Annotated in this window: 23 protein-coding genes; 11 read left to right on the top strand and 12 right to left on the bottom strand. The window is 67.4% G+C overall.

Features of this window, described 5'->3' with window-relative positions; all coding sequences use genetic code 11:
- Positions 1–33: 33 nt before the first annotated feature.
- Positions 34–756 carry an ABC transporter ATP-binding protein gene (locus AAFL97_RS06400; RefSeq protein ID WP_341644220.1) on the bottom strand — a complete coding sequence of 241 codons (723 nt, stop codon included), beginning with the start codon at positions 754–756 and terminating at the stop codon, positions 34–36.
- A gap of 18 nt (positions 757–774) precedes the next feature.
- Positions 775–1,542, bottom strand: a complete 768-nt coding sequence (locus tag AAFL97_RS06395; RefSeq protein WP_068639598.1) for an ABC transporter ATP-binding protein — start codon at positions 1,540–1,542, stop codon at positions 775–777.
- Between the two features lie 250 nt (positions 1,543–1,792).
- Here AAFL97_RS06395 and AAFL97_RS06390 point away from each other — a divergent pair, with 250 nt between their 5' ends.
- Positions 1,793–2,479, top strand: a complete 687-nt coding sequence (locus AAFL97_RS06390; RefSeq protein ID WP_341644219.1) for a substrate-binding domain-containing protein — start codon at positions 1,793–1,795, stop codon at positions 2,477–2,479.
- 66 nt (positions 2,480–2,545) lie between these two features.
- On the opposite strand, the gene ppk2 is transcribed toward AAFL97_RS06390, so the two are convergent.
- A complete protein-coding gene (ppk2, locus tag AAFL97_RS06385) occupies positions 2,546–3,487 on the bottom strand; it encodes a polyphosphate kinase 2 (RefSeq protein WP_341644218.1) in 942 nt (313 codons plus the stop codon).
- 170 nt (positions 3,488–3,657) lie between these two features.
- On the opposite strand from ppk2, the gene AAFL97_RS06380 reads away from it, so the two are divergent.
- From AAFL97_RS06380 to AAFL97_RS06365, 4 genes are read left to right on the top strand one after another with little or no spacing between them, the layout of a single operon-like run.
- The gene (locus tag AAFL97_RS06380) at positions 3,658–4,821 is read left to right on the top strand and encodes a Na/Pi symporter (protein ID WP_341644217.1); all 1,164 of its coding nucleotides are present in this window, start codon (positions 3,658–3,660) and stop codon (positions 4,819–4,821) included.
- A 14-nt stretch (positions 4,822–4,835) separates the two neighbouring features.
- Positions 4,836–5,051 carry a hypothetical protein gene (locus AAFL97_RS06375; RefSeq protein ID WP_341644216.1) on the top strand — a complete coding sequence of 72 codons (216 nt, stop codon included), beginning with the start codon at positions 4,836–4,838 and terminating at the stop codon, positions 5,049–5,051.
- Positions 5,048–5,962, top strand: a complete 915-nt coding sequence (locus AAFL97_RS06370; protein WP_341644215.1) for a PstS family phosphate ABC transporter substrate-binding protein — start codon at positions 5,048–5,050, stop codon at positions 5,960–5,962. The genes AAFL97_RS06375 and AAFL97_RS06370 overlap by 4 nt, the downstream gene beginning before the upstream one ends.
- Positions 5,963–5,977: 15 nt before the next feature.
- On the top strand, positions 5,978–6,163 hold the full coding sequence (locus AAFL97_RS06365) for a hypothetical protein (RefSeq protein ID WP_341644214.1): 186 nt from the start codon (positions 5,978–5,980) through the stop codon (positions 6,161–6,163).
- 48 nt (positions 6,164–6,211) lie between these two features.
- Here AAFL97_RS06365 and htpG read toward each other — a convergent pair whose 3' ends face one another.
- The 3 genes from htpG to greB form a co-directional block, all read right to left on the bottom strand.
- Positions 6,212–8,161, bottom strand: a complete 1,950-nt coding sequence (htpG, locus tag AAFL97_RS06360) for a molecular chaperone HtpG (protein WP_341644213.1) — start codon at positions 8,159–8,161, stop codon at positions 6,212–6,214.
- Positions 8,162–8,253: 92 nt separating this feature from the next.
- Complete coding sequence (locus tag AAFL97_RS06355) at positions 8,254–9,885, bottom strand: methyl-accepting chemotaxis protein (protein ID WP_341644212.1); 1,632 nt, start codon at positions 9,883–9,885, stop codon at positions 8,254–8,256.
- 277 nt (positions 9,886–10,162) lie between these two features.
- The gene (gene greB, locus AAFL97_RS06350; protein ID WP_341644211.1) at positions 10,163–10,720 is read right to left on the bottom strand and encodes a transcription elongation factor GreB; all 558 of its coding nucleotides are present in this window, start codon (positions 10,718–10,720) and stop codon (positions 10,163–10,165) included.
- A 162-nt stretch (positions 10,721–10,882) separates the two neighbouring features.
- On the opposite strand from greB, the gene AAFL97_RS06345 reads away from it, so the two are divergent.
- The 3 genes from AAFL97_RS06345 (at position 10,883) to AAFL97_RS06335 (ending at position 12,813) form a co-directional block, all read left to right on the top strand.
- Positions 10,883–11,098 (top strand): YdcH family protein, encoded by a 216-nt coding sequence (locus AAFL97_RS06345; protein WP_263461346.1) that lies wholly within the window; start codon positions 10,883–10,885, stop codon positions 11,096–11,098.
- A gap of 46 nt (positions 11,099–11,144) precedes the next feature.
- On the top strand, positions 11,145–11,837 hold the full coding sequence (locus AAFL97_RS06340; RefSeq protein WP_341644210.1) for an alpha/beta fold hydrolase: 693 nt from the start codon (positions 11,145–11,147) through the stop codon (positions 11,835–11,837).
- 169 nt (positions 11,838–12,006) lie between these two features.
- Positions 12,007–12,813, top strand: coding sequence for a DUF2189 domain-containing protein (locus AAFL97_RS06335; RefSeq protein ID WP_341644209.1), 807 nt, complete (start codon positions 12,007–12,009; stop codon positions 12,811–12,813).
- Between the two features lie 32 nt (positions 12,814–12,845).
- Here AAFL97_RS06335 and AAFL97_RS06330 read toward each other — a convergent pair whose 3' ends face one another.
- Entirely contained in the window at positions 12,846–13,700 is an 855-nt protein-coding gene (locus AAFL97_RS06330; protein WP_341644208.1) for an endonuclease/exonuclease/phosphatase family protein, read from the bottom strand.
- 233 nt (positions 13,701–13,933) lie between these two features.
- On the opposite strand from AAFL97_RS06330, the gene AAFL97_RS06325 reads away from it, so the two are divergent.
- Both AAFL97_RS06325 and AAFL97_RS06320 read left to right on the top strand, forming a co-directional pair.
- A complete protein-coding gene (locus AAFL97_RS06325; protein WP_341647105.1) occupies positions 13,934–15,691 on the top strand; it encodes a sensor histidine kinase in 1,758 nt (585 codons plus the stop codon).
- Positions 15,684–16,313, top strand: coding sequence for a response regulator transcription factor (locus AAFL97_RS06320; RefSeq protein WP_341644207.1), 630 nt, complete (start codon positions 15,684–15,686; stop codon positions 16,311–16,313). The genes AAFL97_RS06325 and AAFL97_RS06320 overlap by 8 nt, the downstream gene beginning before the upstream one ends.
- 15 nt (positions 16,314–16,328) lie before the next feature.
- Here the strand turns inward: AAFL97_RS06320 and AAFL97_RS06315 are convergent, their stop codons facing one another.
- Genes AAFL97_RS06315 through dsrO form a run of 4 tightly spaced genes read right to left on the bottom strand, consistent with a single transcriptional unit; the run spans position 16,329 to position 21,214 of the window.
- Complete coding sequence (locus tag AAFL97_RS06315) at positions 16,329–19,259, bottom strand: molybdopterin dinucleotide binding domain-containing protein (RefSeq protein ID WP_341644206.1); 2,931 nt, start codon at positions 19,257–19,259, stop codon at positions 16,329–16,331.
- A 4-nt stretch (positions 19,260–19,263) separates the two neighbouring features.
- Positions 19,264–19,428, bottom strand: a complete 165-nt coding sequence (locus AAFL97_RS06310; RefSeq protein WP_341644205.1) for a hypothetical protein — start codon at positions 19,426–19,428, stop codon at positions 19,264–19,266.
- Positions 19,429–19,478: 50 nt separating this feature from the next.
- Positions 19,479–20,573, bottom strand: coding sequence for an NrfD/PsrC family molybdoenzyme membrane anchor subunit (gene nrfD, locus AAFL97_RS06305; protein WP_341644204.1), 1,095 nt, complete (start codon positions 20,571–20,573; stop codon positions 19,479–19,481).
- Between the two features lie 20 nt (positions 20,574–20,593).
- The gene (gene dsrO, locus AAFL97_RS06300; RefSeq protein ID WP_341644203.1) at positions 20,594–21,214 is read right to left on the bottom strand and encodes a sulfate reduction electron transfer complex DsrMKJOP subunit DsrO; all 621 of its coding nucleotides are present in this window, start codon (positions 21,212–21,214) and stop codon (positions 20,594–20,596) included.
- Positions 21,215–21,543: 329 nt separating this feature from the next.
- Between dsrO and AAFL97_RS06295 the strand changes: the two genes are divergently transcribed.
- Positions 21,544–22,398: an HDOD domain-containing protein gene (locus tag AAFL97_RS06295; protein WP_341644202.1), complete on the top strand. Its 855-nt coding sequence runs from the start codon at positions 21,544–21,546 to the stop codon at positions 22,396–22,398.
- A gap of 51 nt (positions 22,399–22,449) precedes the next feature.
- On the opposite strand, the gene AAFL97_RS06290 is transcribed toward AAFL97_RS06295, so the two are convergent.
- Entirely contained in the window at positions 22,450–23,961 is a 1,512-nt protein-coding gene (locus AAFL97_RS06290) for an aldehyde dehydrogenase family protein (protein WP_341644201.1), read from the bottom strand.
- Positions 23,962–23,993: the final 32 nt, after the last annotated feature.

Genomic DNA, 23,993 nt, shown 5'->3' with positions numbered 1-23,993 from the left:
GGTTGTGATACGCAGGGCTGCGCGGCATCCCGCTCAGACCCCAAGCGTCTGGTGCAGCCAGTCCATGCGGCCGGGCAGTTCCTCGGCACTGATGGTGGCAATGATTTCCCCGTGCTCGAGCACGTAATGGCGGTCGGCCAGCGGCGCGGCGAAGCGGAAATTCTGCTCGACCAGCACGATCGTGAAGCCGCGCGACTTCAGCTCGACGATGACTTCGCCCAGCTTCTTGACGATGACCGGCGCCAGCCCTTCGGTGATCTCGTCGAGCAGCAGCAGCTTGGCCCCGGTGCGCAGCACCCGCGCCATCGCCAGCATCTGCTGCTCGCCGCCCGACAGCTTGGTGCCGGGGCTGTTGCGGCGCTCGAGCAGGTTGGGGAACATGTCGTAGATCTCGTCCACCGACATGCCGCCGCTGGCCACCTGCGGCGGCAACATCAGGTTTTCCTCGCACGACAGCGAAGAAAAGATCGCCCGCTCCTCGGGCACGTAGCCGACGCCGTAGCGCGCCATGCGGTGCGTCGGCTCGGCAATGACTTCCTTGCCATTGACCATGATCGAGCCGCTGCGGCGTCCGACCAGGCCGAGGATGGACTTCAGCGTCGTCGACCGGCCCGAGCCGTTGCGCCCGAGCAGGGTCACGCATTCGCCGCGCGCCACCTGCAGGTCGATGCCGTGCAGGATGTGCGATTCGCCGTAGAAGGCATGCAGATCCTGGATCCGCAGCATTTCGGGGTGGGGATGGAAAGCGCTGGTCATGTCTGCGTTCGCAACGGATCAGTGGTGGGCGTCGTTGATGTCGTCGGAGCCGACGTAGGCTTCGAGCACCTTCGGGTTCTTCGACACCTCGGCATAAGGCCCTTCGGCCAGGATGCTGCCTCGGGTGAGCACGGTGATGCGGTCGCACAGGTTGGCGACCACCGACAGGTTGTGCTCCACCATCAGGATGGTCCGGTTGGCCGACACCTTGCGGATCAGTTCCACCACGCGCGCGATGTCCTCGCTGCCCATGCCCTGGGTGGGTTCGTCGAGCAGCATCATCTTGGGCTCGAGCGCCAGCGTGGTGGCGATCTCCAGCGCACGCTTGCGGCCGTAGGGCATCTCGGCCGTGACCGTATCGGCGAAACCGGCCAGGTCGACCGACTCGAGCAGCTCCATCGCCCGGTCGTCGAGCACGCTGAGCGACTTCTTCGAACGCCAGAAGTGGAACTCGGTGCCCAGCGAGCGCTGCAGGCCGATGCGCACGTTCTCGAGCACCGTCAGGTTGGGAAAGGTCGCCGAGATCTGGAACGAGCGCACCATGCCGCGCCGGGCGGTGGCGACCGGCGCCTCGCGGGTGATGTCCTGGCCCTCGAAGCGGATGGTGCCCGAAGTCGGCGGCAGGAACTTGGTCAGCAGATTGAAGACCGTGGTCTTGCCCGCGCCATTGGGGCCGATCAGGGCGTGGATATGCCCCTTCTGCACTTTCAGGTCGACATTCGACACGGCGACGAAGCCCTTGAACTCCTTCGTCAGGCCGCTCGTTTCGAGGATGAACTCGCTCATGTTCCGTTCCGGGAGGTCGCCGCCGCGACTGTCGCGAGGGCGTGATGGTTCTTGCTCATCAGCTTATATCTTTTTTTATAGTTCGGCAATTTTCCGTCCGCCGCCGGCCCGTACAAGCATCGTTTACCCCGATTGCGACCCCGGTGTTCCGGAAGGCAAGCATGCATCGCACGGCACACGAGTTATGGTCTAATCCAGGCGCCCGCGATCGCGGGCCGTCCAGAACACTGCACTTTCCGGAGACCGCTGCATGGCAGCCCAGATCAAAGTCATCTCGTCCATGGCCACCCGTCAGATCCTCTCCGACCTGATGGACGCCTTTCACCAGCTTTCTCCCCATCGCGTCGTCGTCGAGTCGGTGGGCGGTGTCGACGCCGCCAAGCGTGTCGACGCCGGCGAAGCCTTCGACCTCGTCGTGCTGGCCTCCAACGCCATCGACAAGCTGATCGCGTCCGGCCGCATCCGGGGCAGCCGCAGCGACCTGGCGAAATCCGGCGTAGCCGTCGCCGTACGCGCAGGCGCGCCCCACCCCGACATCGGCAACGAGGATGCCTTGCGCCGCGCCGTACTGGCTGCGCGCACGGTCAGCTACTCGACCGGGCCGAGCGGCGTGGCGCTGGCCAAGCTGTTCGAACGCTGGGGTATCGCCACGGAGATCGCCGACCGCATCGTGCAGGCGCCGCCGGGCGTGCCGGTCGGCTCGCTGGTCGCCAAGGGCGAAGTCGAACTCGGCTTCCAGCAATTGAGTGAACTGATGCACCTCGAAGGCATCGACGTGCTCGGCCCGCTGCCGGCCGACATCCAGATCGTCACCCTCTTCTCTGCCGGCGTTCCGCAAACCTGTGCCGAACCCGAGGCCGTGGGCGAATTGCTCGCCTTCCTCCAGTCGCCGGCAGCCGACGACACCAAGCGCCGCAACGGCATGGAACCCGTCTGACGGCCGACAGCAACCTCGTCCAGGTGGCTCCTCCCGCCAAGGAGGCGGCCGCTGGACGCCTACCCCTCAGTAGCGTTCCGGCACGTACATGTCGTCGGGCACGGGATTGCGGATGTAGTCGGGGTTGTAGACACGCGGCGGCAGCTTGACTTCGGGATACGGAATGGCCTCGTAGGGAATCTGCCCCAGCAGATGGTTGATGCAGTTCAGCCGCGCCTTCTTCTTGTCCACCGCCTGCACCACCCACCACGGCGCCTCGGGGATATGCGTCCGCTCGATCATGGTTTCCTTGGCCTTGGTGTAGGCCTCCCAGCGGCGGCGCGACTCCACGTCCATCGGGCTCAGTTTCCACTGCTTGAGCGGGTCGTGGATGCGGGCCAGGAAGCGCGCCTCCTGCTCGTCGTCGGTGATCGAGAACCAGTACTTGATCAGGCGGATGCCCGAGCGCACCAGCATGCGCTCGAACTCCGGCACCGAGCGGAAGAACTCTTCGTACTGCTCCTCGTCGCAGAAGCCCATCACGCGCTCGACGCCGGCACGGTTGTACCAGCTGCGGTCGAACAGCACGATCTCGCCGCCGGCGGGCAGATGCGACACGTAGCGCTGGAAATACCACTGCGTGCGTTCGCGGTCGTTGGGCGCAGGCAGTGCGGCCACGCGGCACACGCGGGGGTTCAGGCGCTGGGTGATGCGCTTGATGACGCCGCCCTTGCCCGCCGAATCGCGGCCTTCGAAGATCACGACCACCTTTTCTCCACTGCGCTGCACCCAGTCCTGCAGCTTGACCAGTTCGCCCTGCAGCCGCAGCAGTTCGCGGAAATAGGTACGCCGGCCCAGCTCGCCCGCGGGCGCATCGTCGTCGATGCCCAGGGCTTCGAGCACGCTGGCGTCGCCCAGGCGCATGTCGTCGATTTCCTGTTCGAGCTCCTCGTCGTAGCTGTCGATGACGTCGAGCCCGATGCTGCGCAGGACTTGTTCGTTGCGGTTGAAATCGGCGCGGTCTTCCATGATTGGCTGAAGTATTCGTTTGCAGGAAGACGGCAGGCTACAAGCCGATTGTGTCGATTGCGTGACACCAGCCCGGCATCGTCGCTCGGAGCATCGTCTGCTGCACTGCAATAAAGCTGTCATCTGCCGTCAATAGACTGCGCGCTTTCGCGATACGGAAGCGGTGCGACATGACGACACAGGCAATCAACCTACCCGGCAGTCGACAGACGGAGTCCGGCGGCAACTGGCTTTCATGGATGATCGTCGCCGGGCTGATCTACCTGCTGCTGGGCGCGGTCGGCGCAATCGGCGACGGCTTCAAGCTGGCCACCGGCGACAACGCCAGGGAGTTGTTCGGCTTTGCCAGCAACCCCTTCGTCGGCCTGATGATCGGCCTGGTGGCAACGGCCCTGATCCAGAGCTCGAGCACGGTCACCTCGATCGTGGTCGGCATGGTCGCCGGCGGCCTGCCCGTCAGCATTGCCATTCCTTTGGTGATGGGCGCCAACATCGGCACCTCGCTGACCAGCACCCTGGTCGCCCTGGGTCACGTGCGCAACGGCGAGGAATTCCGCCGCGCCTTCTCGGCCGCGACCGTGCATGACGCCTTCAACATCGTCGCCGTCGCCATCCTGCTGCCGCTCGAAATCCTCTTCCACCCGCTCGAACGCATGTCGGGCGTGCTGGCACAGTTCGTCTCCGGCGGCAGCAGCGTCGACATGAAGAGCGTCAATTTCATGAAAACCCTGCTGGCACCGATAAGCGAAGTGCTCGACACTTCCGTCAGTTGGCTGCCGGGCGGCCAAGTGGTCGCCGGCATCGCGCTGATCCTGATCGGCGTCGGCCTGATCCTGTTCGTCGTCACCGCCATCGGCAAGGTGTTGCGCAAGGTCATGGTCGGCCGCGCCAAGGACATCATGCACGCCAGCGTCGGCCGCGGCCCGATCAGCGGCATGGCCTCGGGCTGCGCGATCACCGTGCTGGTGCAGTCCTCCTCGACGACGACGGCGCTGATCGTGCCGCTGGCCGGCACCGGCGTGTTCTCGCTGAAGCAGGTCTATCCCTTCACCCTGGGCACCAACATCGGCACCTGCGTCACCGCAGTGCTGGCAGCCACCGCGGTCAGCGGGCCGAATTCGGTGCTGGCGATGCAGATCGCGCTGGTGCATCTGCTGTTCAACATGATCGGCGTCCTGATCATCTACGGCCTGCCCTTCCTGCGCGGCGTCCCGCCGGCAATGGCCGTGGGCCTGGCCGAGCTGGCCCAGAAGAGCAAGCTCTACGTCGTCGCCTACATCGGCGGTCTGTTCTTCGTGCTGCCGCTGCTGCTCATCGGCGTCACCCAACTCTGAGCTCGGGAATCGACATGGAAACCACCCAACGGCAACAGACCGAATCGCGGATCCGCGAACTGCGCCAGGCCATCGAAGCGCTGGAACAGGAGTTGAACAAGGACGACGACGCAGTCAAGGAACACGCAATGATCGACCATCTCGATCAATACATCGACGCGGTCGACACCAAGGTGAGCAGCCTCAAAGCCTTCTGGCAGAGCCTGAAACAGGAATGGAAGACGCGATGAAAGCCAAGCCCATGCCGTTCGGCCGTGCAAGCCTGTTCATGGCGCTGGCCCTGGTGCTGCCGGCACAAGCGCAGACCAGCCAGACCGACACCAACACCGTCCTCATCGACGGCTCCAGCACGGTCTACCCGATCTCGCGCGAAGCCGCCCGCCGCTTTCAACGCCAGCAGCGCGATGCCCGGATCGAAGTCCGCTTCTCCGGCACCACCGCCGGCTTCCGCAAGTTCTGCGCGGGCGAAATCGACATCGCCGACGCCTCCCGCCCGATCGACGAAACCGAAGCCGCAGCCTGCGCCGACGCGCAGATCAAGTACCAGCGCATGCCGGTCGCGACCGACGCCATCGTCATCGTCGCCCATCCCCAGAACCGCTGGGCCAGCGACATCACCGTCACCGAGCTGCGCAAGCTCTGGTCTCCCGAAGCCGAAGGCAAGGTGATGCGCTGGAGCGACATCCGCGCCGGCTGGCCCGAGCAGCCGGTCAAGCTGTTCGGCCGCGGCCAGGACTCCGGCACCTACGACATCTTCACCAGCGAGATCACCGGCACTTCGCGCGCCAGCCGCAAGGACTACACCGCCAGCGAGAACGAGGAAGAACTGGCCGCCGCGATCGCCGCCGAACCGAATGCGCTCGCCTTCTTCGGCATCGGCGCCTACCACCGCCATTGGGACGAGTTGAAGCTGCTGGCGGTCGATGCCGGCGAAGGGCCGGTCTACCCCAGCCTCGAGACCGTGCGCGACGGCAAGTACCGGCCGTTGTCCCGCCCGCTCTATCTCTACATCAACAGCGAGCGCCTGGCGGCCAAGCCGACGATGCAGGCTTTCATCGAGCACTACCAGGCCAACATCGGCAACTGGCTGCACTTCACCGGCTTCATGCCCACGCAGGCGCAGGGTCAGCAGGTACATTGAACGGCGAAGCGTGAGGTGGACAAGCTCACACAGGCTGGCCTGTTGCTGCGCACCAACCAGGGAATACAGGTTTATATGCATTATGGCTGGCCGTATGCCGAGGATAGTCTCTCCTACGAAGCGCTGCGCGCGCGATCAGGCACGGACGACCGCAATCATCCAAGAGCGACCAAGCGCGCACAAAAAAGCGGCGGAGCCTAAACCCCGCCGCTTCTGCATCAGCCAGGCCACTATGGCCTATAGGTCAGATCAATTCCCGCTCATCGCCATCATCAACTGGTTGATGCGCTTGACGAAGGTCGCCGGGTCGTCGAGCGTGCCGCCTTCGGCCAGCAGGGCCTGGTCGAACAGCACCGCGGCCCAGTCGTCGAAGTTCCTGTCTTCGTACTTCAGGCGCAGCACCGCCGGATGGCTGGGGTTGATCTCGAGGATAGGCTTCGACACCGGCGCGTCCTGGCCGGCCGCCTTCAGGATGCGGGCCAGGTTCATGCCCAGGTCGTGCTCGTCGGCCACCAGGCAGGCGGGCGAATCGGTCAGGCGCAGCGTGACCTTGACGTCCTTAACGCGCTCGCCCAGGCTGGCCTTCATCTTGTCGAGCAGTTCCTTGTACTCATCGGCGGCCTTTTCGGCTTCCTTCTTCTCGGCCTCGTCTTCCAGCGCGCCCAGATCCAGGCCGCCCTTGGCCACCGACACCAGCGGCTTGCCGTCGAACTCGCTGAGGTTGCCGGTCACCCATTCATCGACGCGGTCGGACAGCAGCAGCACTTCGATGCCCTTCTTGCGGAAGACCTCCAGGTGCGGGCTGTTCTTGGCGGCGTTGAAGGTTTCGGCGGTGACGTAGTAGATCTTGTCCTGGCCTTCCTTCATGCGGCCGATGTAGTCGGCGAGCGACACCACCTCGTCGGCGGTATCGAGCTGGGTCGAGGCGAAGCGCAGCAGGCCGGCGACTTTTTCCTTGTTGGCGAAGTCCTCGCCCACGCCTTCCTTCAGCACCTTGCCGAAGGCCTTCCAGAACGTGGCGTACTTCTCCTTGTCGGCCTCGTCCTCGCTGTTGGCCAGGCTTTCGAGCATGGTCAGCACCTTCTTGGTGCAGCCGGCGCGAATGGTGTCGATGTCCTTGGATTCCTGCAGGATCTCGCGCGACACGTTGAGCGGCAGGTCGGCCGAGTCGACCACGCCGCGGATGAAGCGCAGGTAGGTCGGCATCAGCTTTTCGGCATCGTCCATGATGAACACGCGCTTCACGTACAGCTTGATGCCGTGGCGGGCGTTGCGGTCCCACAGGTCGAAGGGGGCGTTCTTCGGCACGTAGAGCAGATTGGTGTATTCGTGGCGGCCTTCGACGCGCGAATGGGTCCATGCCAGCGGCTCGTCGAAGTCGTGCGCGACGTGCTTGTAGAAAGCCTTGTACTCGTCGTCGCTGATGTCGTTCTTCGACCGGCTCCACAGCGCGCTGGCCTGGTTGACGGTCTCGTCCTCGTCGGTCGGCACCTGCTTGCCCTGCTCCTCGTTCCATTCCTCCTTTTGCATCACGATCGGCTGCACGATGTGATCGGAGTACTTGCGAATCAGGCTCTTCAGCTTCCACGACGACAGCAGGTCGTCCTGGCCTTCGCGCAGGTGCAGGGTGATCTCGGTGCCGCGGCCGGGCCTGTCGATCTGCTCGACGGTGTAGGCGCCGGCTTCGTCGCCGGCCATCGAGCATTCCCATTTGACGCCTTCGCCCGCCGGCAGGCCGGCGCGGCGGGTCAGCACGGTGACGCGGTCGGCGACGAGGAAGGCGGAATAGAAGCCGACACCGAACTGGCCGATCAGGTTGGCGTCCTTCTGCTGGTCGCCGGTGAGCTTGCCGAAGAATTCGCGCGTGCCCGACTTGGCGATGGTGCCGAGGTGAGCGATGGCTTCGTCGCGGCTCATGCCGATGCCGTTGTCGGCGATGGTGATGGTCTTCGCTTCGGCATCGAAGCCGATGCGGATCTTCAGTTCGGCGTCGTCCTCGTACAGCGCGCCGTTGTCGAGCGCCTCGAAGCGCAGCTTGTCGCAGGCGTCCGATGCGTTCGAGACCAGCTCGCGCAGGAAGATCTCGCGGTTGGAATACAGCGAATGGATCATCAGGTGAAGCAGCTGCTTCACCTCGGCCTGGAAGTTGAGGGTCTGGGAGTTGAACGTCTGGGAGGAGGCGGTTTGCGCTTCGGACATGTTGCTGAGGCTCCGTCTGGGTTATTCGAACGGAGCCTCAGGTGGGGACGGGCAGACCGGATTTCAAGTCTGCCCGGGCCTCGCGCGGCGAATCACACTTTGAAGCGCCCCACCAGTTCGCTCAGGCCGGCAGACAGCTGCTCCAGTTGCTCGACCGCCGTCACCGCCGAACGCATCGACACGTTGGTACCCTCGACCATCTGCGCGATCTGTTCGACCTCCTGCGCGATCGCCGTCGCTGCCGCGCGCTGCTCGGCCGTGGCCCCGGCCACGCCGCGGATCTGGCCCAGGGCTTCGACCGCCCCGGCGGCGATCTCGCGCAAGGAGCCCGTCACATCGAGCACCAGCGCCATGCCGCTCCCCACCTGCGTCGAGACGCGCGACATCGCGTCCACCGTGCCATGCGTCTCGGTCTGGATGCCGGCGATGTCCTGCTCGATCTGCACCGTCGCGGTGCTGGTGCGCTCGGCCAGCTTGCGCACCTCGTCGGCCACCACGGCAAAGCCGCGGCCCTGCTCGCCGGCACGCGCGGCCTCGATCGCCGCGTTCAGTGCCAGCAGGTTGGTCTGCGCCGCAATCTCCTTGATCACGCCGGCGATGGCCCCCACTTCGTCGGCGCGCTTGACCAGATGCTGGATTCTTCCCGTGGCTTCTTCCACGGTGCCGGCAATCACCTCCATCTCGCCCGCGGCACGCTCCGCCTTCACCGCCCCCTGGTTCGCCAGCTCGGCGGAATGCGCCGAATTGCGCTCGGCGCCCATTGCATTCTCGGTGATCTGGCCGATGCTGACGGTCATCTCCTCGATCGCCGCGGCAATCGACGCCGTCGCATCGGTCTGGCTTTCGGACGCCTTCGATACCGCGCGCGACACCTCCGATATCTCGTGCGAACGCTCTGCCACCTGCCGCGAACTCTGGGTGATCTCGCCCACCATGCGGCGCAGCCTGTCCAGCATCGAGGACAGCGAGCCCAGCAGGCTGTCCGCCCCGCCCTTCACCGCGACATCCACGCGCAGATCGCCGTCGGACGCCTTGTGCATGATCTCGTTCGCATACGCCGGCTCGCCGCCGAGCTGGCCCGTCACGCTGCGGACGACGCGCCACGAAACGACGATCAGCAACGCCAGCACGACCGCCGCGATGCTGCCGAAGCGCAGCATCGCGGCATTGAACTCGTGCTCGATGTCATCGACGTAGACGCCCGTCCCCACGATCCAGTCCCAGGGCTTGAACATCTTCACGTAGGAGGCCTTGGGCTGGGGCGCATCCGAGCCCGGGCGCGGCCATAGATAATCGACGGCGCCTTCGCCGGACTCGGTCGCCACGCGCGCGAACTCACGGAACATGTACTTGCCCGCGGCATCGCGCTGATCGCTCATGCTCTTCCCTTCCAGATCGGGACGAACCGGGTGCATGACGACCACCGTCGCGCTGTCATTGACCCAGAAATACTCGTTGCCCTCGTAGCGCAGTTCCTTGAGCGCCGCCTTCGCCGCACTCTGCGCCTGGTCGCGGCTCATGGCCTGCGACTGCTCCAGCCCATGGAAGTGGGCCACGATGCCATGCGCCAGCTCGACTGCCCCCTTGACCGAGCGCTGATAACCCGCCTCCACCGCGGCATGCTCCTCGTACAAGGCATCCAGCACCAACACGATCAGACCCGCGAGTGCAATCGCCAGCACCAGCATCAGCCGGCGTGCAACCGGTATCGATTTGAGCGACATTTTCCTTTCCCCCTGAAGATCCGGCACCAACGGAACACCGTGGTACCACCATGACCTCGGCCAGATTGAGGGCTTTCGCCCGCCTCCGTAAGCGGAAAAATCAAACTTCCACCGAAAACGCATCGTCGAGGCGCAGTATCCGTGACAGGCTGCACGGTACGCATCGGGCACGGAAACCGGACGCAGCGCAGCAGGCCAACAACCGCATTTTCGGCACCGCGCTGGAATCCTTGAGCCGGACGCAGGAAAACGCCGCATCGCCGCGGCGAACGCTCATTCAGACATAGCGAATCTCCACCACTTCGATCTCGCGCATGCCGGCCGGGCTCTGGAAACGCACCACGTCTCCCACCCGGGCCTTCAGCACCGCGCGCGCCAGCGGCGCGATCCAACTGATGCGGCCCTGGGCGGCATCCGCCTCATCCACGCCGACGATCTGCCAGGTCTGCTCCTCGTCGGTATCGAGATCGCAGAAGGTCACCGTCGCACCGAAGAACACCTGCTCCAGGTCCTGCTGCCGCTCCGGATCGACCACCTCGGCGTTCTCGATGCGCTTGATCAGGAAGCGGATGCGGCGATCGATCTCGCGCAGCCGCTTCTTGCCGTAGATGTAGTCGCCGTTCTCCGAGCGGTCGCCGTTGCCCGCCGCCCAGGCCACGGTCTCGACCAGCTTGGGCCGCTCGATGCGCACGAGCTGGTCGAGTTCGGCACGCAGCGCGTCGTAGCCGCGCCGCGTCATGTAGTTCTTGCTGCCCGCCGGCAGGCGCAGCGCGGGCGCGAGTTGCTCCTCGTCATCGTCGCCGCCGTCGTTTTCCTTCACGAACGCCTTGTTCACCTCGTCCTTCTCCCATGAAGCCGGCAAGCGGGGAATGATAAAGAATTGTGCCGGCAGAGGCAGTCCGGCCGGGCGCACGGTTGTCAGCGCACGGCCCTGCGCATACCATCGGCACAGCCTCTGCCCGGCCCTTCCCATCCTCCACCAGTCCGCGGATCGATCATGAGCGACGAAACCTTCGAAGATGCCACCAGCCTGCACCGCCGGCTCGACGAGCTGCGCATCGAGCACCAGGATCTGGACGATGCGATCACCCGCCTGGCGCAGTTGCCGCTGGGCGACGAACTGATGCTGCGCCGGCTGAAGAAGCGCAAGCTGATCCTCAAGGACCGCATGAGCGCCATCGAACGCCTGCTGGAACCGGACGAGCGCGCCTGAACCGCCGCCGCGCCCCGACTTCCCCCTCCTGCCACACGGATCGCCGATGAAAGAATTCGAACTCCAGGGCCAGCCCGTCGCCCTCCATGAAAACGCACCCGCCGGCGCTTCGGCTGCACCGCCCTGGCTGCTCATCCATGGCGCGGGCCACGACCACACCGTGTGGAACGAGGTCGCCGCCGGACTCGCCGCGCACGGCGAGCGCGCGCTCGTCCCCGATCTGCCCGGCCACGGCGGCTCCGGCGGCAGCCCGCTGCCCGACATCGACGCCATGGCCCGCTGGGTGCTCGCCCTCGCCGCTGCGCTCGGGCACGAGCGCATCCGGCTGTGCGGCCACAGCATGGGCTCGCTGGTCGCACTCGCCGCCGCCGGCCAGGCGCCGGCACGCGTCGACCGGCTCGCGCTGGTCGGCTGCAGTGCGCCGATGCCGGTTTCCTCCTTCCTGCTCGATGCCGCGCAGAACGAACCCGAGCGCGCCTTCGCGCTGATCAACAAGTTCTCCTTCGCGCCGGCCGAAGTCATGGGCGAAGCCCGCCGCGCCGAGTTCGAAGCAAGCAATCTGCAGTGCTTGCGCCGGCAGGGCGCGCATGTCCTCGCCAGCGACCTGAACGCCTGCAACACCTGGCAGGACGGGCTGGCCGCCGCCGCCCGGGTGGAACTGCCCCACTTTGCTGGTCAGCGGCGAACTCGACCGCATGACGCCCGCCGATGCGGTAAAACCCTTATCCGATTCGCTTGAAAAGACGGGCTGCAGCACGCGTATGATTGTGCTTGCCGGTGCCGGCCATTCCATGATGAACGAAGCACCCGGCGGCCTGGTCGATGCTTTACGGGGGTCGTAGCCCACGACACGACAAGAATATATCGCGCCCCCGTCTCATCGCTGACGCCCCCGACAGGAGAGAGACATGGCAGGACAGAACGATCCCCAGCCCGCAGGTACGCAGGACAACCCCGCCCTTCCCTTCCCGACCATACGCGAGGTTTCGCTCGGCGCGCCGCTGCGCTGGATCGCCCGGGGCATCGACGACCTGAAGACATGCGCGATTCCGAGCCTGTTCTACGGCTTCTGCTTCGCCGCCATGGGCCTGCTGCTCACCATCACCCTTCGCCATGCCTACGAGTACGTCGCGGCGCTGACTTCGGGCTTCCTGATCCTCGGCCCCTTCCTCGCCATGGGCCTGTACGAGATCAGCCGCCGCCGGGAACGCGGCGAAGCCTGCAGACTGCTGCCGACACTCACCGTCTGGCGACGCAACGCCGGCAACATCGGCTTGTTCGCAGTGGTGCTGGGCGTCCTCTTCCTGCTCTGGGCACGGGCCTCGATGGTCGTGTTCGCGCTGTTCTACACCAGCGAGATGCCCGACCTGTCGAGCTTCGTCACCCAGCTGCTCCGCCTGGAGAACCTGGAATTCCTCGCCGCCTACTTCGGCGTCGGCATGCTCTTCGCCTTCCTTTCCTTTGCCGCCAGCGTCGTCGCCGTCCCGCTGATGCTCGACCGCAACCAGGACGCCATCAGCTCGATGCTGGCCAGCTTCTCGGCGCTGCTGCGCAATCCCGGCACGATGCTGGTCTGGGCCTTCCTGATCGTGCTGCTGACGCTGTTCGGTTTCCTGATCTTCCACGTCGGCCTGATCGTCATGATGCCCATCGTCGGCCACGCCACCTGGCACGCCTACCGCGACCTGATCGAACCCCAGCAGACATCGGGCTGAGCCTACGCCCGGCCGGCACGGCCAGCCGGGACTCAGTCCGCCAGCTCCAGCACCACCGGCTGGTGGTCCGAGGCCGCGGTTCCCGCCAGCACCTCGACCGCACGCACGCGCGGCGCCAGATCGGCGCTGACGAAGAAGAAGTCGCAGCAGAAGGCATGATCGGGCCAGTCCGCGCCGTGCAGGCCCACGCTCGGCGGATGCGGCAGCCCGGGCCGGCAGAGCGGCCAGGCGTCGCGCCATGCGGGCACGCCCGCGGCGATCGCCGCCTGCATCGAGGCATGCTCGTCCGAGCCCGGCTCGCAGTTGAAGTCGCCGCACAGGATCGCCGAAGCCGGCCGCGGCCAGGCGGCAAAGCAGGCGCTGCCGCCGTTCTTGGCCGGCGCCGGTGCGGCCGCATGCCCGGCAGCCTCGGCCTCCAGCGCACGCAGCGCGGCGATCTGCGCCCGGCGCTGCCGCTGCGAGTAATACTCCAGATGCGTCGTCATGACGCGCAGCGGTCCGCGTGCGGTACCCACCACCGCTTCCACGCAGACCCGCTGCATCGACGGCACGCTGTCATCCGCCGGCGCCGGCAGCATGTGGCGGAACACCTGCCCCACCGGCAGCCGCGACAGCAGCAGATTGCCGAACAGCGCCCGCCCGCCCCTCGTGCCGGGAACGTCCAGCGCCGCGCCGAACACCGGCGTGTAGCCCTCGAACGCAGCGGCGAAGAACGCCACTTCGTCCTCCCCCGCACCACCCGGCAGGCCATCGAAATTGCACGCGACCTCCTGCAGGCAGATCACGTCGAGAGGGCCCGCATCACGGATCGCCGCCGCGGTCCGCTCGAGATCGACCACGCCATCGGCGCCGCGGCCCCACTGTATGTTCCAGCTCAATGCTCTCATGCTCGGATTCCCGCTCCGCCATCCCGGCGCCGCGCCTTGACGATCGCGGCGCAAAAGGCGATTTTGCACACATGTTCCCCATGCGCAAACCATCCGGCACCGCAACACGCACCCCGCACCGGGGCGCTGCGGCCGGCGCGCACGGCGGGAATCCCCGTTCTGCAGTCCACGCGCAAAAGGAAAAGCAAACTCGTTCGTGCTCCGCAACCGCGCTGGCCTTCGCGCGCGCGGTGATGGTCGCCAGCGCGCTGTGGCTCTGCCTGACGGCCGGAGCCCGGGCCGCGGACGAAATCCGCATCGGCGTGCTCGACTTCCTCGGCTCGGAAGCAACCGTCGGCGAATGGTCGCCGATGCTGCGCCACCTCGAAGCCCGCCTGCCCGGACGCAGCGTGCGCCTGCTTCGCATGGACCATGCGGGCATGCGCGCCGCCGTGACGGCGGACGAGGTCGATTTCATCGTCACCAATCCCGGCCACTACATCGAACTCGAGGCCGAGCTGGGCATCAGCCGCATCCTCACGCTGGACGCCGGCAAGGGACACCCGCCGGAACGCGCACTGGGCTCGGCCGTCGTCGTCCGCGCCGACCGCAGCGACCTGCAGTCCCTGGCGGACCTGCGCGGCAAGCGCCTGGCGATCGTGGGACGCGAAGGTTTCGGCGGCTTCCAGCTCGTGTGGGGCGAGCTCGACGCCATCGGCCTGTCGCCCGACGAGGATCTCGCCGAACTCCAGAGCCTGGGCCTGCCGATGAGCCGGGTGCTCGATGCCGTTGCCGGCGGCCGCGCCGACGCGGGCGTCGTCCGCACCTGCCTGCTGGAAACACTGAACGGCGAGGCGCGAGGCATCCGCGTGCTCGCGCCACGCGCCGAACCCGGCTTCCCGTGCGCCACCAGCACCTCGCTCTATCCCGACTGGCCGCTCGCCCGCCTGCGCCACACCGCGCCCGAGCTGGCGAAGTCGGTCGCCATCGCCCTGCTGTCGATGGATGCCGAGCGCGACGGCCTGGCCTGGGCAGTGCCGGCCGACTACCAGTCGGTCCATGAGCTGTTCCGCCGGCTGCAGATCGGCCCCTACGCCTACCTGCGCGAGCCCACGCTGATGGTGCTGGCGCAGCGCTACTGGCCATGGGTTGCGGGTTTCTCGCTCGCACTGCTGGGCTGGATCCTGTACACCGTGCGCGTCGAATACCTGGTGCAGCAGCGCACCGCGGCGCTGAGCAATGCGCTGGCCGAGCGCGAGCGCCTCGAATCGGCCGCGCGCAGTGCGCAGGAGCGGGCCGATCACCTCGCCCGCCTGTCGGTCCTGGGCGAACTGTCGGGCACGCTAGCCCACGAACTGAACCAGCCGCTGGCAAGCATCGCCAACTACGCCAACAGCATCAACCTGCGCGCCGACAACGGCCGCCTGACGCCCGCCTCCCTGCGCGAGGCCACCGGCGAGATCGCCGCTCAGGCCGAACGCGCCTCCGGCATCCTGTCGCGCATCCGAAGCTTTGCACGCAAGCGCACGGCCGCCCGCGAGGCCGTTGCGCCGGCCGAGCTGGCCGGCGACGCCATCGCCCTGTTTCGCGGCATGATGGCGCAGGCGCCGGACATCCGGCTGGACGACAGCCTGCCACCCGATGCCGCCGTCGAAGTGGATCGGCTGCAGATCCAGCAGGTGCTGCTGAACCTGCTCAAGAACGGCTACGATGCCGGCCGCGGCCTGCCGCCAGAGCGCCAGCCGCTCGAGATCCGGCTCGCGGAAAGCGGCAGCGGCCTCGACATCACGGTGCGCGATCATGGCTGCGGGCTCGACGACTCCACCCGCGTCCGCCTGTTCGAACCCTTCTTCACCACCAAAACGGACGGCCTCGGGCTGGGGCTGTCGATCTGCCGCAGCATCGCCGAAAGCCACGGCGGACGGCTGACCGCAAGCACGCCCACCGACGGTCCGGGCGCCTGCTTCACCCTCACCTTGCCCGGGCTCGCCCGCGGCCACGCACATGACTGAACTCGAAGATCTCGCCATCCACGTCGTCGATGACGACGCCGCCTTCCGCCGCTCGCTCGCCTTCCTGTTCGAATCGGTCGGCTGGCATGTCGAGACCCATGCCTCGGCCGAAGACTTTCTCGCCGTGCTGCCCGCCGCCGACACCGCAGGCTGTCTGGTGCTCGACATCCGCATGCCGATGATGAGCGGCCTCGAACTGCAGCAGGTGCTGCGCAGCCGGGGCTGGAGCGTGCCGATCGTGTTCATCACCGGGCACGGCGACGTCGATCTGGCGGTGCAGGCAATGAAGCACGGCGCCTGCGACTTCCTGGAGAAGCCCTTCAAGGACCAGACCATGCTCGACGCCGTGGGCCACGCGATCAAACGTGGCTGCGAAGCCCGCGACGAGGCCGCGCGCCGTGACGAAGCCCGCGCCCTGCTCGACCGCCTGTCGCCACGCGAACGCGAAGTCGCCCGCCTGGTGGCCCGCGGCATGCCGAACAAGCTGGTCGGCCGACAGCTCGAGATCAGCGAAAAGACGGTGCATGTGCACCGCCATCACGTCATGGAAAAGACCGGCGTCGGCAGTGCCGCCGAACTGGCGCGCCTGATGCTGCGCGCCGACCCGGCGTCGCTGGACTGAAGGCCCGCCTTCCGCTCAGGCCCGCAGCAGGCGGGCCGGAATGCCCTGGCGAACCGAGGTGCCGGAGATCGCATCCACCCATACGCCTTCGTTGCGCCGGGTAGGATCGCTCAGGCCGAGGTCGTTGAGATTGATGCCGGCGCGCAGGTCCGGGCGGTCCGGCTGCGCATGGCCGCCGATGCGGTGTGCCCGCGCACCGAGTTCGCGATGGCCGTAGCCGTGCTCGACCGCCAGCACCCCGCGCATCACGCCTTCATGCACAATCACGGTACACGCGGCGATGCCGGCCGGCGTCTGGATGCGCGCGCCGTCGCCGGTCGCCAGCCCCGCTTTCGCCGCGTCGTCCGGATGCACGATCACCGGATTGTCGGGATGCAGGCCGGTGATGCGGGTGGCGATGCTGTACGAGTTCTGCAGCGGCGACTTGAAGCTGATCATCTGCAGCGGCCAGTCGGCCTCGGGGTATACCGCGCGCATCGGCGTGCCGTCGAAGAAGGCCGGCGGCTGCCAGGTCGCGCAACCCGTGAAGTACTTGCCGGTCAGCGTGTTGCGGCTGCCGCCGACGTTGTCGTTCCACAGCCACAAGGGCTTGGCGAAGCGGTGCGTCTGCCAGTCGGGATGCGCGGCATCCTGGGCCTCGCCCGCCGGCTGGTAGCGGCCGCCGCGGGTGAACAGGAAAGCCACCTTGCGCCACTCCTCCGGCTTCAGCACCGCCTCCAGCGCCGGCCGGATGCGATCGACGCCGGACAGTGCCAGATCCTCGTCGGTGGCGTCGCCGACCGGCGCCTTGCCGGCGAAGGCGACGTTGGCGCCGCCGCGCAGGTACCAGTCCTCGGGACGCTCCAGCGGCAGGCGATTGCCGTCCATGTCGGCCAGCCCCTCCGGGCCGAAGCCCGGCAGCTTCATTGCCTTGGCCAGCGCGATGTAGAAGGTCTCCATGCCCACCGGCTGGCCGTCGGCCGCCTTCGCCGCCTTCGGCTCCACCACCGGCCAGCGCGCGGTGCTCGCCTTGGTGGGAATGCCGTTCCACGGCGCCGCCCAGCCCCAGCTTTCGTACATGATCGAATCCGGCACGATGTAGTCGGCGAAGGCGTTGCTTTCGTTGATCAGCGGGTCGACCGAGATGATCAGCGGCAGCTTCCGCGGATCGGCCAGATCCTTCTCGATCAGCGGCCGGATGCCGGTGATGCCGTACATCGGATTGGAACTCCACAGGATCAGCGCCTTCAGGCCGTAGGGATAGCCGCGCAGCATGGCGGTAAACCATTCGGTACCGAGCCCCGGCGCATTGGGGAACCAGGCGTCGCGCGCGGGATAGGCCTTGCCCTCGGCCTTGCGGCGGGCGAACTCGGCCGAGCGCTCGTAGGCGACGTTGCGCCCCAGCGGCGTGCCCGAGGGCTTGATCTGCCCCGGGAAGGAATCGAGGTCGTAGCGCGGGCCGGCGCCGGCATCCTTGAAGCCGCCGCCGTTGATGACGAAGCCGCCCTTGTAGTTCAGGTTGCCGATCAGGGCGTTGAGCGTCACCACCGAATAGGCGTTGTAGAAGCCGTTGCCCGCCATCATGCCGCCGTGGGCGACGGCGCTCGCCTTGCGTCCGTGGCGGGTCAGTTCCTCGGCCAGGCCAGCGATGATTTCTTCCGGCACGCCGCAGATCGCCGCATATTCGGCGACGTCGTGCTTGCGCGCCGACTCCCGCAACAGTTCGAACGCAGTCTGCAGCCGCAGCTGCGTGCCGCCCAGCGCCACCGTCATGCCGCCCGCCTCGAGCGCCGCCGGCCCGTCCGCCGACTCCGCCGGCAGCAGCCGTCCGTCGGCGCCCAGCACCAGGTAGGGGTCGGTCTCCTTGTAGCGGTCGGCGCCGGCGATCTCCATGCCGACGTCCGAGCCGCGCAGGAAGCGCCCCTGGCGCGGATGGCCATCCTCGGCAACGACCAGCCAGCTTGCGTTGGTGAAGGACGGCTCTCCGCCCGCCTCCGCCGCCTTCAGGTTCGGATGGGCCAGATAGGCGGTATTGACGCGGCCGTTGTCGAACATCCAGCGCATCATGCCCATCACCAGCGCGCCGTCGGTACCGGGCCGGATCGGCACCCAGCGGCCGCGGTCGGCGGCAGCGAGGTTGTGCGAATTGTTCAGCACCGGGTCGACCACCACGTAATCCAGCTTGCCCTCGCTCCTTCCCTTGGCCAGCTTGGCGCCGGTGATCTTGAACGGATTGCCGGCATTGCCCGGCGCGGTGCCGATGAACAGCACGAACTCGGCATTTTCCAGATCGGGCTTGGCGTGCGGCATGGCCTTGAGGTCGCCGAACAGCGCGCCCGAACCCGAGCGGTAGGCGCCGCCGCAGTACGAGCCGTGGCCGACGTGGTTCAAGGTGCCGTAGGCCTTGTTCCAGAAGCGGCGGCTGAAGGCCTCGCGGCCGTCATTGACGCTCGACAGCACGCCGACCTGGTTCACCCGCGGGCCGAACTCGGGCGCGTCGGGATCGATCGGCGTCTGCAGGTCGCGCAGCGCCGCAAGGCCGTCGACATGGCCTTCGCCGAACAGGTCGCCGCCCTCGACCACTTCCTTCACCAACTGCTCGAACGAGATCGGCTCCCACTGCCCCGAATTGCGCGGGCCGACGCGCTTGAGCGGCGTCAGCACGCGGAACGGCGAATTCATCTGGTCCATCGCCGCATTGCCGCGGCCGCAGGCGGTGGAGCGCCCCGCCAGCCCCTTGTCCTGGAAGCGCGACATCGCCACCAGGCTTTCCTTGACCGACGCCTTCATCGGCAGGTGCGGATCGGTCGACAGCGGGCTGTAGGGATTGCCGCCGACACGGATGATGTCGCCGCTGGCCTTGTCCACCCGCACCCGCACGCCGCACAGCGTGGTGCAGCCCAGACAGGCGGTGTAGCTGACGCGCTGGTTGGGGTTCGGGGTGAATTCGCCGGTCTGCGGATCCACCGTGCTACTCCGGTTCGGCCGAGCGGCCGTGGATGTGGCGCCCCGGCGCGATGCGGGCTTCCTCGGTGCCGGTGAAGTTCGACACCATGCGCCCCAGGGTCTGGGAGAAACCGGCGGCGAAGGCGGCCAGGCCGCCGGCGGCGACGATTTCACGACGTTCGATTTTCATGACGATGCTCCTCGGGCGGAGTTTTGCGATGGCTTGCGCTGCGGCGCCGTTCAGGCGGCTTCGTTCGCGGAGCCGGCCGCGAGCCGGTCGAGCGGCAGCAAGGTGGTGATGAGGACGAAGAGGAAGACCCACAGCCCGGCGGTGCCGACGATGCCGAGCAGCCCTTCGGGCCCGAGCGGCAGCGAATAGCTGTAGTAGCCGGCACCGGTCTTGGGTACTTCCTGGCCGCCGATGAAGATGCTCCAGCGCATCATCCAGGCCGAATGCAGCGCCAGCACGCCGACCAGCAGGCCCGAACCCGGGCGCTTCCAGGCCAGCAGCAAGGTCAGCACGGTGGCGGCCACTGCCCACGCCGCCGCCAGTTGCCAGTTTGCCGACGGGCCGATCTCGGCCAGGGCCCGCGCATGCACCGCCGACAGGCCGCTCAGCCCCAATCCGAGCCAGAGCGCGCCGATGGCCAGGGCGCAAAGCTGGCTCGCCGCCAGCACGCCGGCCAGCGTCCGGGTGGCCGCAGCGTCGCGGGCGCTGAAGCGGTTGAACAGCAGCGCCAAGCCGGCGGCGCCGGCCAGCGCGGTGACGAAGAACTGCAGCGGCAGCAGCGGCGTGTTCCACAAGGGCCGCGCCCGCAGCACCGCCACTTCGGCGCCGGTGTACAAGGCCACCAGCGCGGCACCGACGAAGGCGAGCAGCGCAGCGGCCTTCAGGGCACGGCGGCTGTCGTGCCCGCCGCAGGCCAGCATGCCGGCCACGCCCGCGAGCTTGCCGCCGCCGGCCGCATGCCGCTCCAGGTCCGGACGGAAGGCCAGCCAGGCATAGGTCAGTAGCCCGCTCAGATACACGGGGATGAAGAACGCCCCCCACGACATCCACGATGTCGGCGTGAGATAGGCATAGAAATGCCAGAACCGCCCCGGCTGGTGCAGGTCGGCCAGCAGCGCCACCGGCGCGGACAGGCCGCACACCAGTGCGCCGAGCAGCGCCAGGCGCGACACGCCGTGCCAGCCGCGGCGGCGGAAGACGATGCCCGGCAGCGACAGCAGGAAGGCGCCATAGGACAGGCCGACGAGGAAGAAGTACTGCACCGCCCACGGCAGCCAGGCCACCTCGCGGGCGACGTTGATCGTTTCGACGATGTCCGGATTCATGATCGCGTCTCCTTGCGCATTCAGGCGTGCGCGGCGGAATCGAGCTTGCGGGGCCGCCACAGCGTGCCCTGGCCCTCGACCTTGCCGGCGAAGCGCTCGTCGAGGCCGATGTAGAACACCCGCGGCGCGGTATCGAGTTCGGGTTTGAGCACCTTCAGCTGCGGCTGCGCCTCCTTCAGGCGGCGCGCCAGCTCCCCTTCCGCGTCGTTGATGTCGCCGAAGATGCGCGCGCCGCCGACGCAGGTCTCGACGCAGGCAGGCAGCAGCCCGGCATCGACGCGGTGGGCACAGAAGGTGCACTTGTCGGCCTTGTTGGTGTCGTGGTTGATGAAGCGCGCGTCGTAGGGACAGGCCTGCACGCAATAGGCGCAGCCGACGCAGCGGTCGCCATCCACCGCGACGATGCCGTCCTCGCGCTTGTAGGTGGCGCCGACCGGGCACACCGGAATGCAGGGCGGGTTGTCGCAGTGGTTGCACAGCCGCGGCAGCACGTAGGTACCGGCCGGCTGCGCGCTGTCGGTGAGCTTGACGCTATAGGTCGATACCACGGTGCGGAAGCTGCCCTCGGGCACCGCGTTCTCCTGGATGCAGGACACGGTACAGGCCTGGCAGCCGATGCACTTGCGCACGTCGATCAGCATCGCCCACTGCTGCCCGGCGCTGCCGGCAATGGCCGGCGCCGGCGCAGCGGCGGCAGCCGCAGGAGCACCGGCACGCCGCGCAGGAAGGCTCGGCGGGACGTGGATACGGGAAAGTCGGGACTGGGTTTCATGGCGGGGCTCCGGGTGCCAGCGGCGTGGATCCCACTCTAGGCTTGCCGGGCCGAGGCCGAAATTGGCGAAACGAAGCAGCCGCCTAGACGGTTCTACCTAGTGCCGCCCGCCGCCGGCGTCCGGCGCCCCGGCATTCGCCGGGCGGCATCGCACAAGGTAAATCGCCGATAATGGCTGCCTGCCCAACGGAGCACTACATGCATTCAGCACAGGAACTGGCCAGCCAGGTCGAAGCGCTCACCTCGCTGCCGACCGTCTACGAGCGTGTCCGCGAGCAACTGGAGTCGCCCACCGGGTCGGTATTCGAAGTCTCGCGCCTGGTGTCGGCCGACCCGGCGCTCACCGCGCGCCTGCTGCGGCTGGTCAACAGCGCGATGTACGGCTGCCGCGGCGAGATCGACAGCGTCACGCATGCCGTGCAGATCCTCGGCCTGCAGCAGGTGCACGACCTGGTGCTGGGCATGTCGATGCATGCGGTCTTCGCCGGCATCCGCCCGGCCCGGCTGGACATGAAGCGCTTCTGGCGCGACAGCGTGCTGTGCGCGCTGGCCTCGCGCACGATCACGCAACGCACCGGACGCCCCGGCCTGGAGAGGATGTTCGTCACCGGCCTGCTGGCCGACATCGGCCATCTGGTGATGTTCCAGACCGCCCCGCTGCTCGCCGACGCCGCCCGGCAAAGCGCCGTACAGACGGGCGAGGCGCTGCACCTCGCGGAGCGCCGCATCGTCGGCTGCGACTTCGCCGAAGTGGGCGCGGCGCTGATGGACCAATGGCGGGTTCCGGGCGCCTTCGCCGGCGCCATCGGCACCCAGACCCTGCCGAAGCTGGGCGGCGAACACGCCGGCGACGCAGCCACGCTCAACCTGGCGCGCGCCATCGTCGAAGCCGACACGCTGGACGAATCGAGCGAGCAGACCGCGAAGCGCGTCGATCCTTCGGTCTGGAAACTGCTCGACATCGAAGCGGGCGTGATCGCCCCGATCCGCGAGGAAGCCGAACTCAACCTCGCCGCCTGGCTGGCGCTGTTCTTCCCGCCCCGGCCCTACTGAAAACCCCCTGCCCGCGCCCCGGCCAGGCGGCACGGGCAGGCCCCGACTACATCACAAAGCCATCAGCACCGACTTGAGTTCGGTGTATTGGTCGAACACCGCGCGCCCCATCTCGCGGCCGATGCCCGACTGCTTGAAGCCGCCGAACGGCATCGAGTTGTCCAGCACCGTATGGCAGTTCACCCACACCGTGCCGGCCTTGATCCGCGGAATCAGCCGATGCACCCGCGTCAGGTCGTTCGACCAGATGCTCGCCGCCAGCCCGTAGGGCGTGTCGTTGGCGCGGCGGGCGACTTCGTCCAGGTCGTCGTACGGCATCGCTACCACCACCGGGCCGAAGATCTCCTCGCGCACCACCCGCATGTCGTCGCGCGCATCGACCAGCACCGTCGGCTTGACGAAGTAGCCGCCGCCCGCACCCGCTTCGCCGCCCACCGCGGCACGCGCCCCTTCATCGAAGCCGCTGCGGATGTAGCCCATCACCCGTTCCTGCTGCACCGCCGAGACCAGCGGGCCGAGCTGGGTGTCCGGATCGAGCCCGGCGCCGACCTTCATGCCGGCGGCGATGTTCGACAGCCCTTCGACCACCTGGTCGAACTTCTTCTTGTGCACGAACAGGCGCGAGCCGGCGGTGCAGACCTGGCCGGAGTTGAAGAAGATGCCGTGCGCCGCGCCGGTCGCCACCGCGTCGACGTCGGCGTCCTCGAGCACGATCATCGGGCTCTTGCCGCCCAGCTCGAGCGAGATGCGCGTCATGTTGTCGAGCGCGGCCTTGCCCACCAGCTTGCCGATCTCGGTCGAGCCGGTGAAGGCGAGCTTGTCGATGTGCGGGTGCGAAGACAGCGCCGCGCCGGCGGTGTGGCCCAGGCCGGTGACGACGTTGAACACGCCGGCCGGGTAGCCCGCTTCCTGCACCAGCTCGGCCAGGCGCAGCGCGCTCAGCGGGGTTTCTTCGGCCGGCTTCAGCACCATCGTGCAGCCGCTGGCCAGCGCCGGGCCCATCTTCCACGCCGCCATCAGCAGCGGGAAGTTCCACGGGATGATGGCGCCGACCACGCCGACCGGCTCGCGCCGGGTGAAGCCCCAGAACTCGCGCTCGCGGATGATCGGCACCGAGGGCTGCATGGTCTCGCCGCCGATCTTGGTCGCCCAGCCGGCCATGTAGCGCAGCGAATCGACCACCAGCGCGACGTCGGCGAAGCGCGCCACCGTCACCGGCTTGCCGTTGTCCAGCGCTTCGAGCTCGGCCAGTTCCTGGGCGTTGGCCTCCACCAGGTCGGCCAGCTTCATCAGCAGGCGCTCGCGGTCGACCGCGCGCATGAGCGCCCAGTCGCCGCCGTCGAAGGCCTTGCGTGCGGCGGCCACGGCGCGGTCGATGTCGGCCTTGCCGCCGGCCGGCACCTTGGCGAAGGCCTGGCCGGTGGCCGGGTCGAACACGTCCAGCGTGCCACCGTCGCTCGCCTCCTCCCAAGCGCCGCCGATCAGCATCCGGTGCGGCTTGCTCACGAAGCGGCGGGTGGCGTCGGTGACCGGCGCTTTCATCGTATTTACGTAATCCTGCATTTTGCTCTCCTGTCCACCAGACTCGTTGCTAC

Source organism: Thauera sp. SDU_THAU2, from assembly GCF_038260575.1.
Lineage (GTDB): Bacteria > Pseudomonadota > Gammaproteobacteria > Burkholderiales > Rhodocyclaceae > Thauera.
Note: the sequence above shows the minus strand (reverse complement) of the source record. Positions and strands in the feature narration are given on the sequence as shown.

Bases quoted from the DNA above. Each gene is read 5' to 3' on its own strand.
- AAFL97_RS06400 (WP_341644220.1), bottom strand. From the start codon at position 756: ATGACCAGCGCTTTCCATCCCCACCCCGAAATGCTGCGGATCCAGGAT.
- AAFL97_RS06395 (WP_068639598.1), bottom strand. From the start codon at position 1,542: ATGAGCGAGTTCATCCTCGAAACGAGCGGCCTGACGAAGGAGTTCAAG.
- AAFL97_RS06390 (WP_341644219.1), top strand. From the start codon at position 1,793: ATGGCAGCCCAGATCAAAGTCATCTCGTCCATGGCCACCCGTCAGATC.
- ppk2 (WP_341644218.1), bottom strand. From the start codon at position 3,487: ATGGAAGACCGCGCCGATTTCAACCGCAACGAACAAGTCCTGCGCAGC.
- AAFL97_RS06380 (WP_341644217.1), top strand. From the start codon at position 3,658: ATGACGACACAGGCAATCAACCTACCCGGCAGTCGACAGACGGAGTCC.
- AAFL97_RS06375 (WP_341644216.1), top strand. From the start codon at position 4,836: ATGGAAACCACCCAACGGCAACAGACCGAATCGCGGATCCGCGAACTG.
- AAFL97_RS06370 (WP_341644215.1), top strand. From the start codon at position 5,048: ATGAAAGCCAAGCCCATGCCGTTCGGCCGTGCAAGCCTGTTCATGGCG.
- htpG (WP_341644213.1), bottom strand. From the start codon at position 8,161: ATGTCCGAAGCGCAAACCGCCTCCTCCCAGACGTTCAACTCCCAGACC.
- AAFL97_RS06355 (WP_341644212.1), bottom strand. From the start codon at position 9,885: ATGTCGCTCAAATCGATACCGGTTGCACGCCGGCTGATGCTGGTGCTG.
- AAFL97_RS06345 (WP_263461346.1), top strand. From the start codon at position 10,883: ATGAGCGACGAAACCTTCGAAGATGCCACCAGCCTGCACCGCCGGCTC.
- AAFL97_RS06340 (WP_341644210.1), top strand. From the start codon at position 11,145: ATGAAAGAATTCGAACTCCAGGGCCAGCCCGTCGCCCTCCATGAAAAC.
- AAFL97_RS06335 (WP_341644209.1), top strand. From the start codon at position 12,007: ATGGCAGGACAGAACGATCCCCAGCCCGCAGGTACGCAGGACAACCCC.
- AAFL97_RS06330 (WP_341644208.1), bottom strand. From the start codon at position 13,700: ATGAGAGCATTGAGCTGGAACATACAGTGGGGCCGCGGCGCCGATGGC.
- AAFL97_RS06325 (WP_341647105.1), top strand. From the start codon at position 13,934: ATGGTCGCCAGCGCGCTGTGGCTCTGCCTGACGGCCGGAGCCCGGGCC.
- AAFL97_RS06320 (WP_341644207.1), top strand. From the start codon at position 15,684: ATGACTGAACTCGAAGATCTCGCCATCCACGTCGTCGATGACGACGCC.
- AAFL97_RS06310 (WP_341644205.1), bottom strand. From the start codon at position 19,428: ATGAAAATCGAACGTCGTGAAATCGTCGCCGCCGGCGGCCTGGCCGCC.
- nrfD (WP_341644204.1), bottom strand. From the start codon at position 20,573: ATGAATCCGGACATCGTCGAAACGATCAACGTCGCCCGCGAGGTGGCC.
- dsrO (WP_341644203.1), bottom strand. From the start codon at position 21,214: ATGCTGATCGACGTGCGCAAGTGCATCGGCTGCCAGGCCTGTACCGTG.
- AAFL97_RS06295 (WP_341644202.1), top strand. From the start codon at position 21,544: ATGCATTCAGCACAGGAACTGGCCAGCCAGGTCGAAGCGCTCACCTCG.
- AAFL97_RS06290 (WP_341644201.1), bottom strand. From the start codon at position 23,961: ATGCAGGATTACGTAAATACGATGAAAGCGCCGGTCACCGACGCCACC.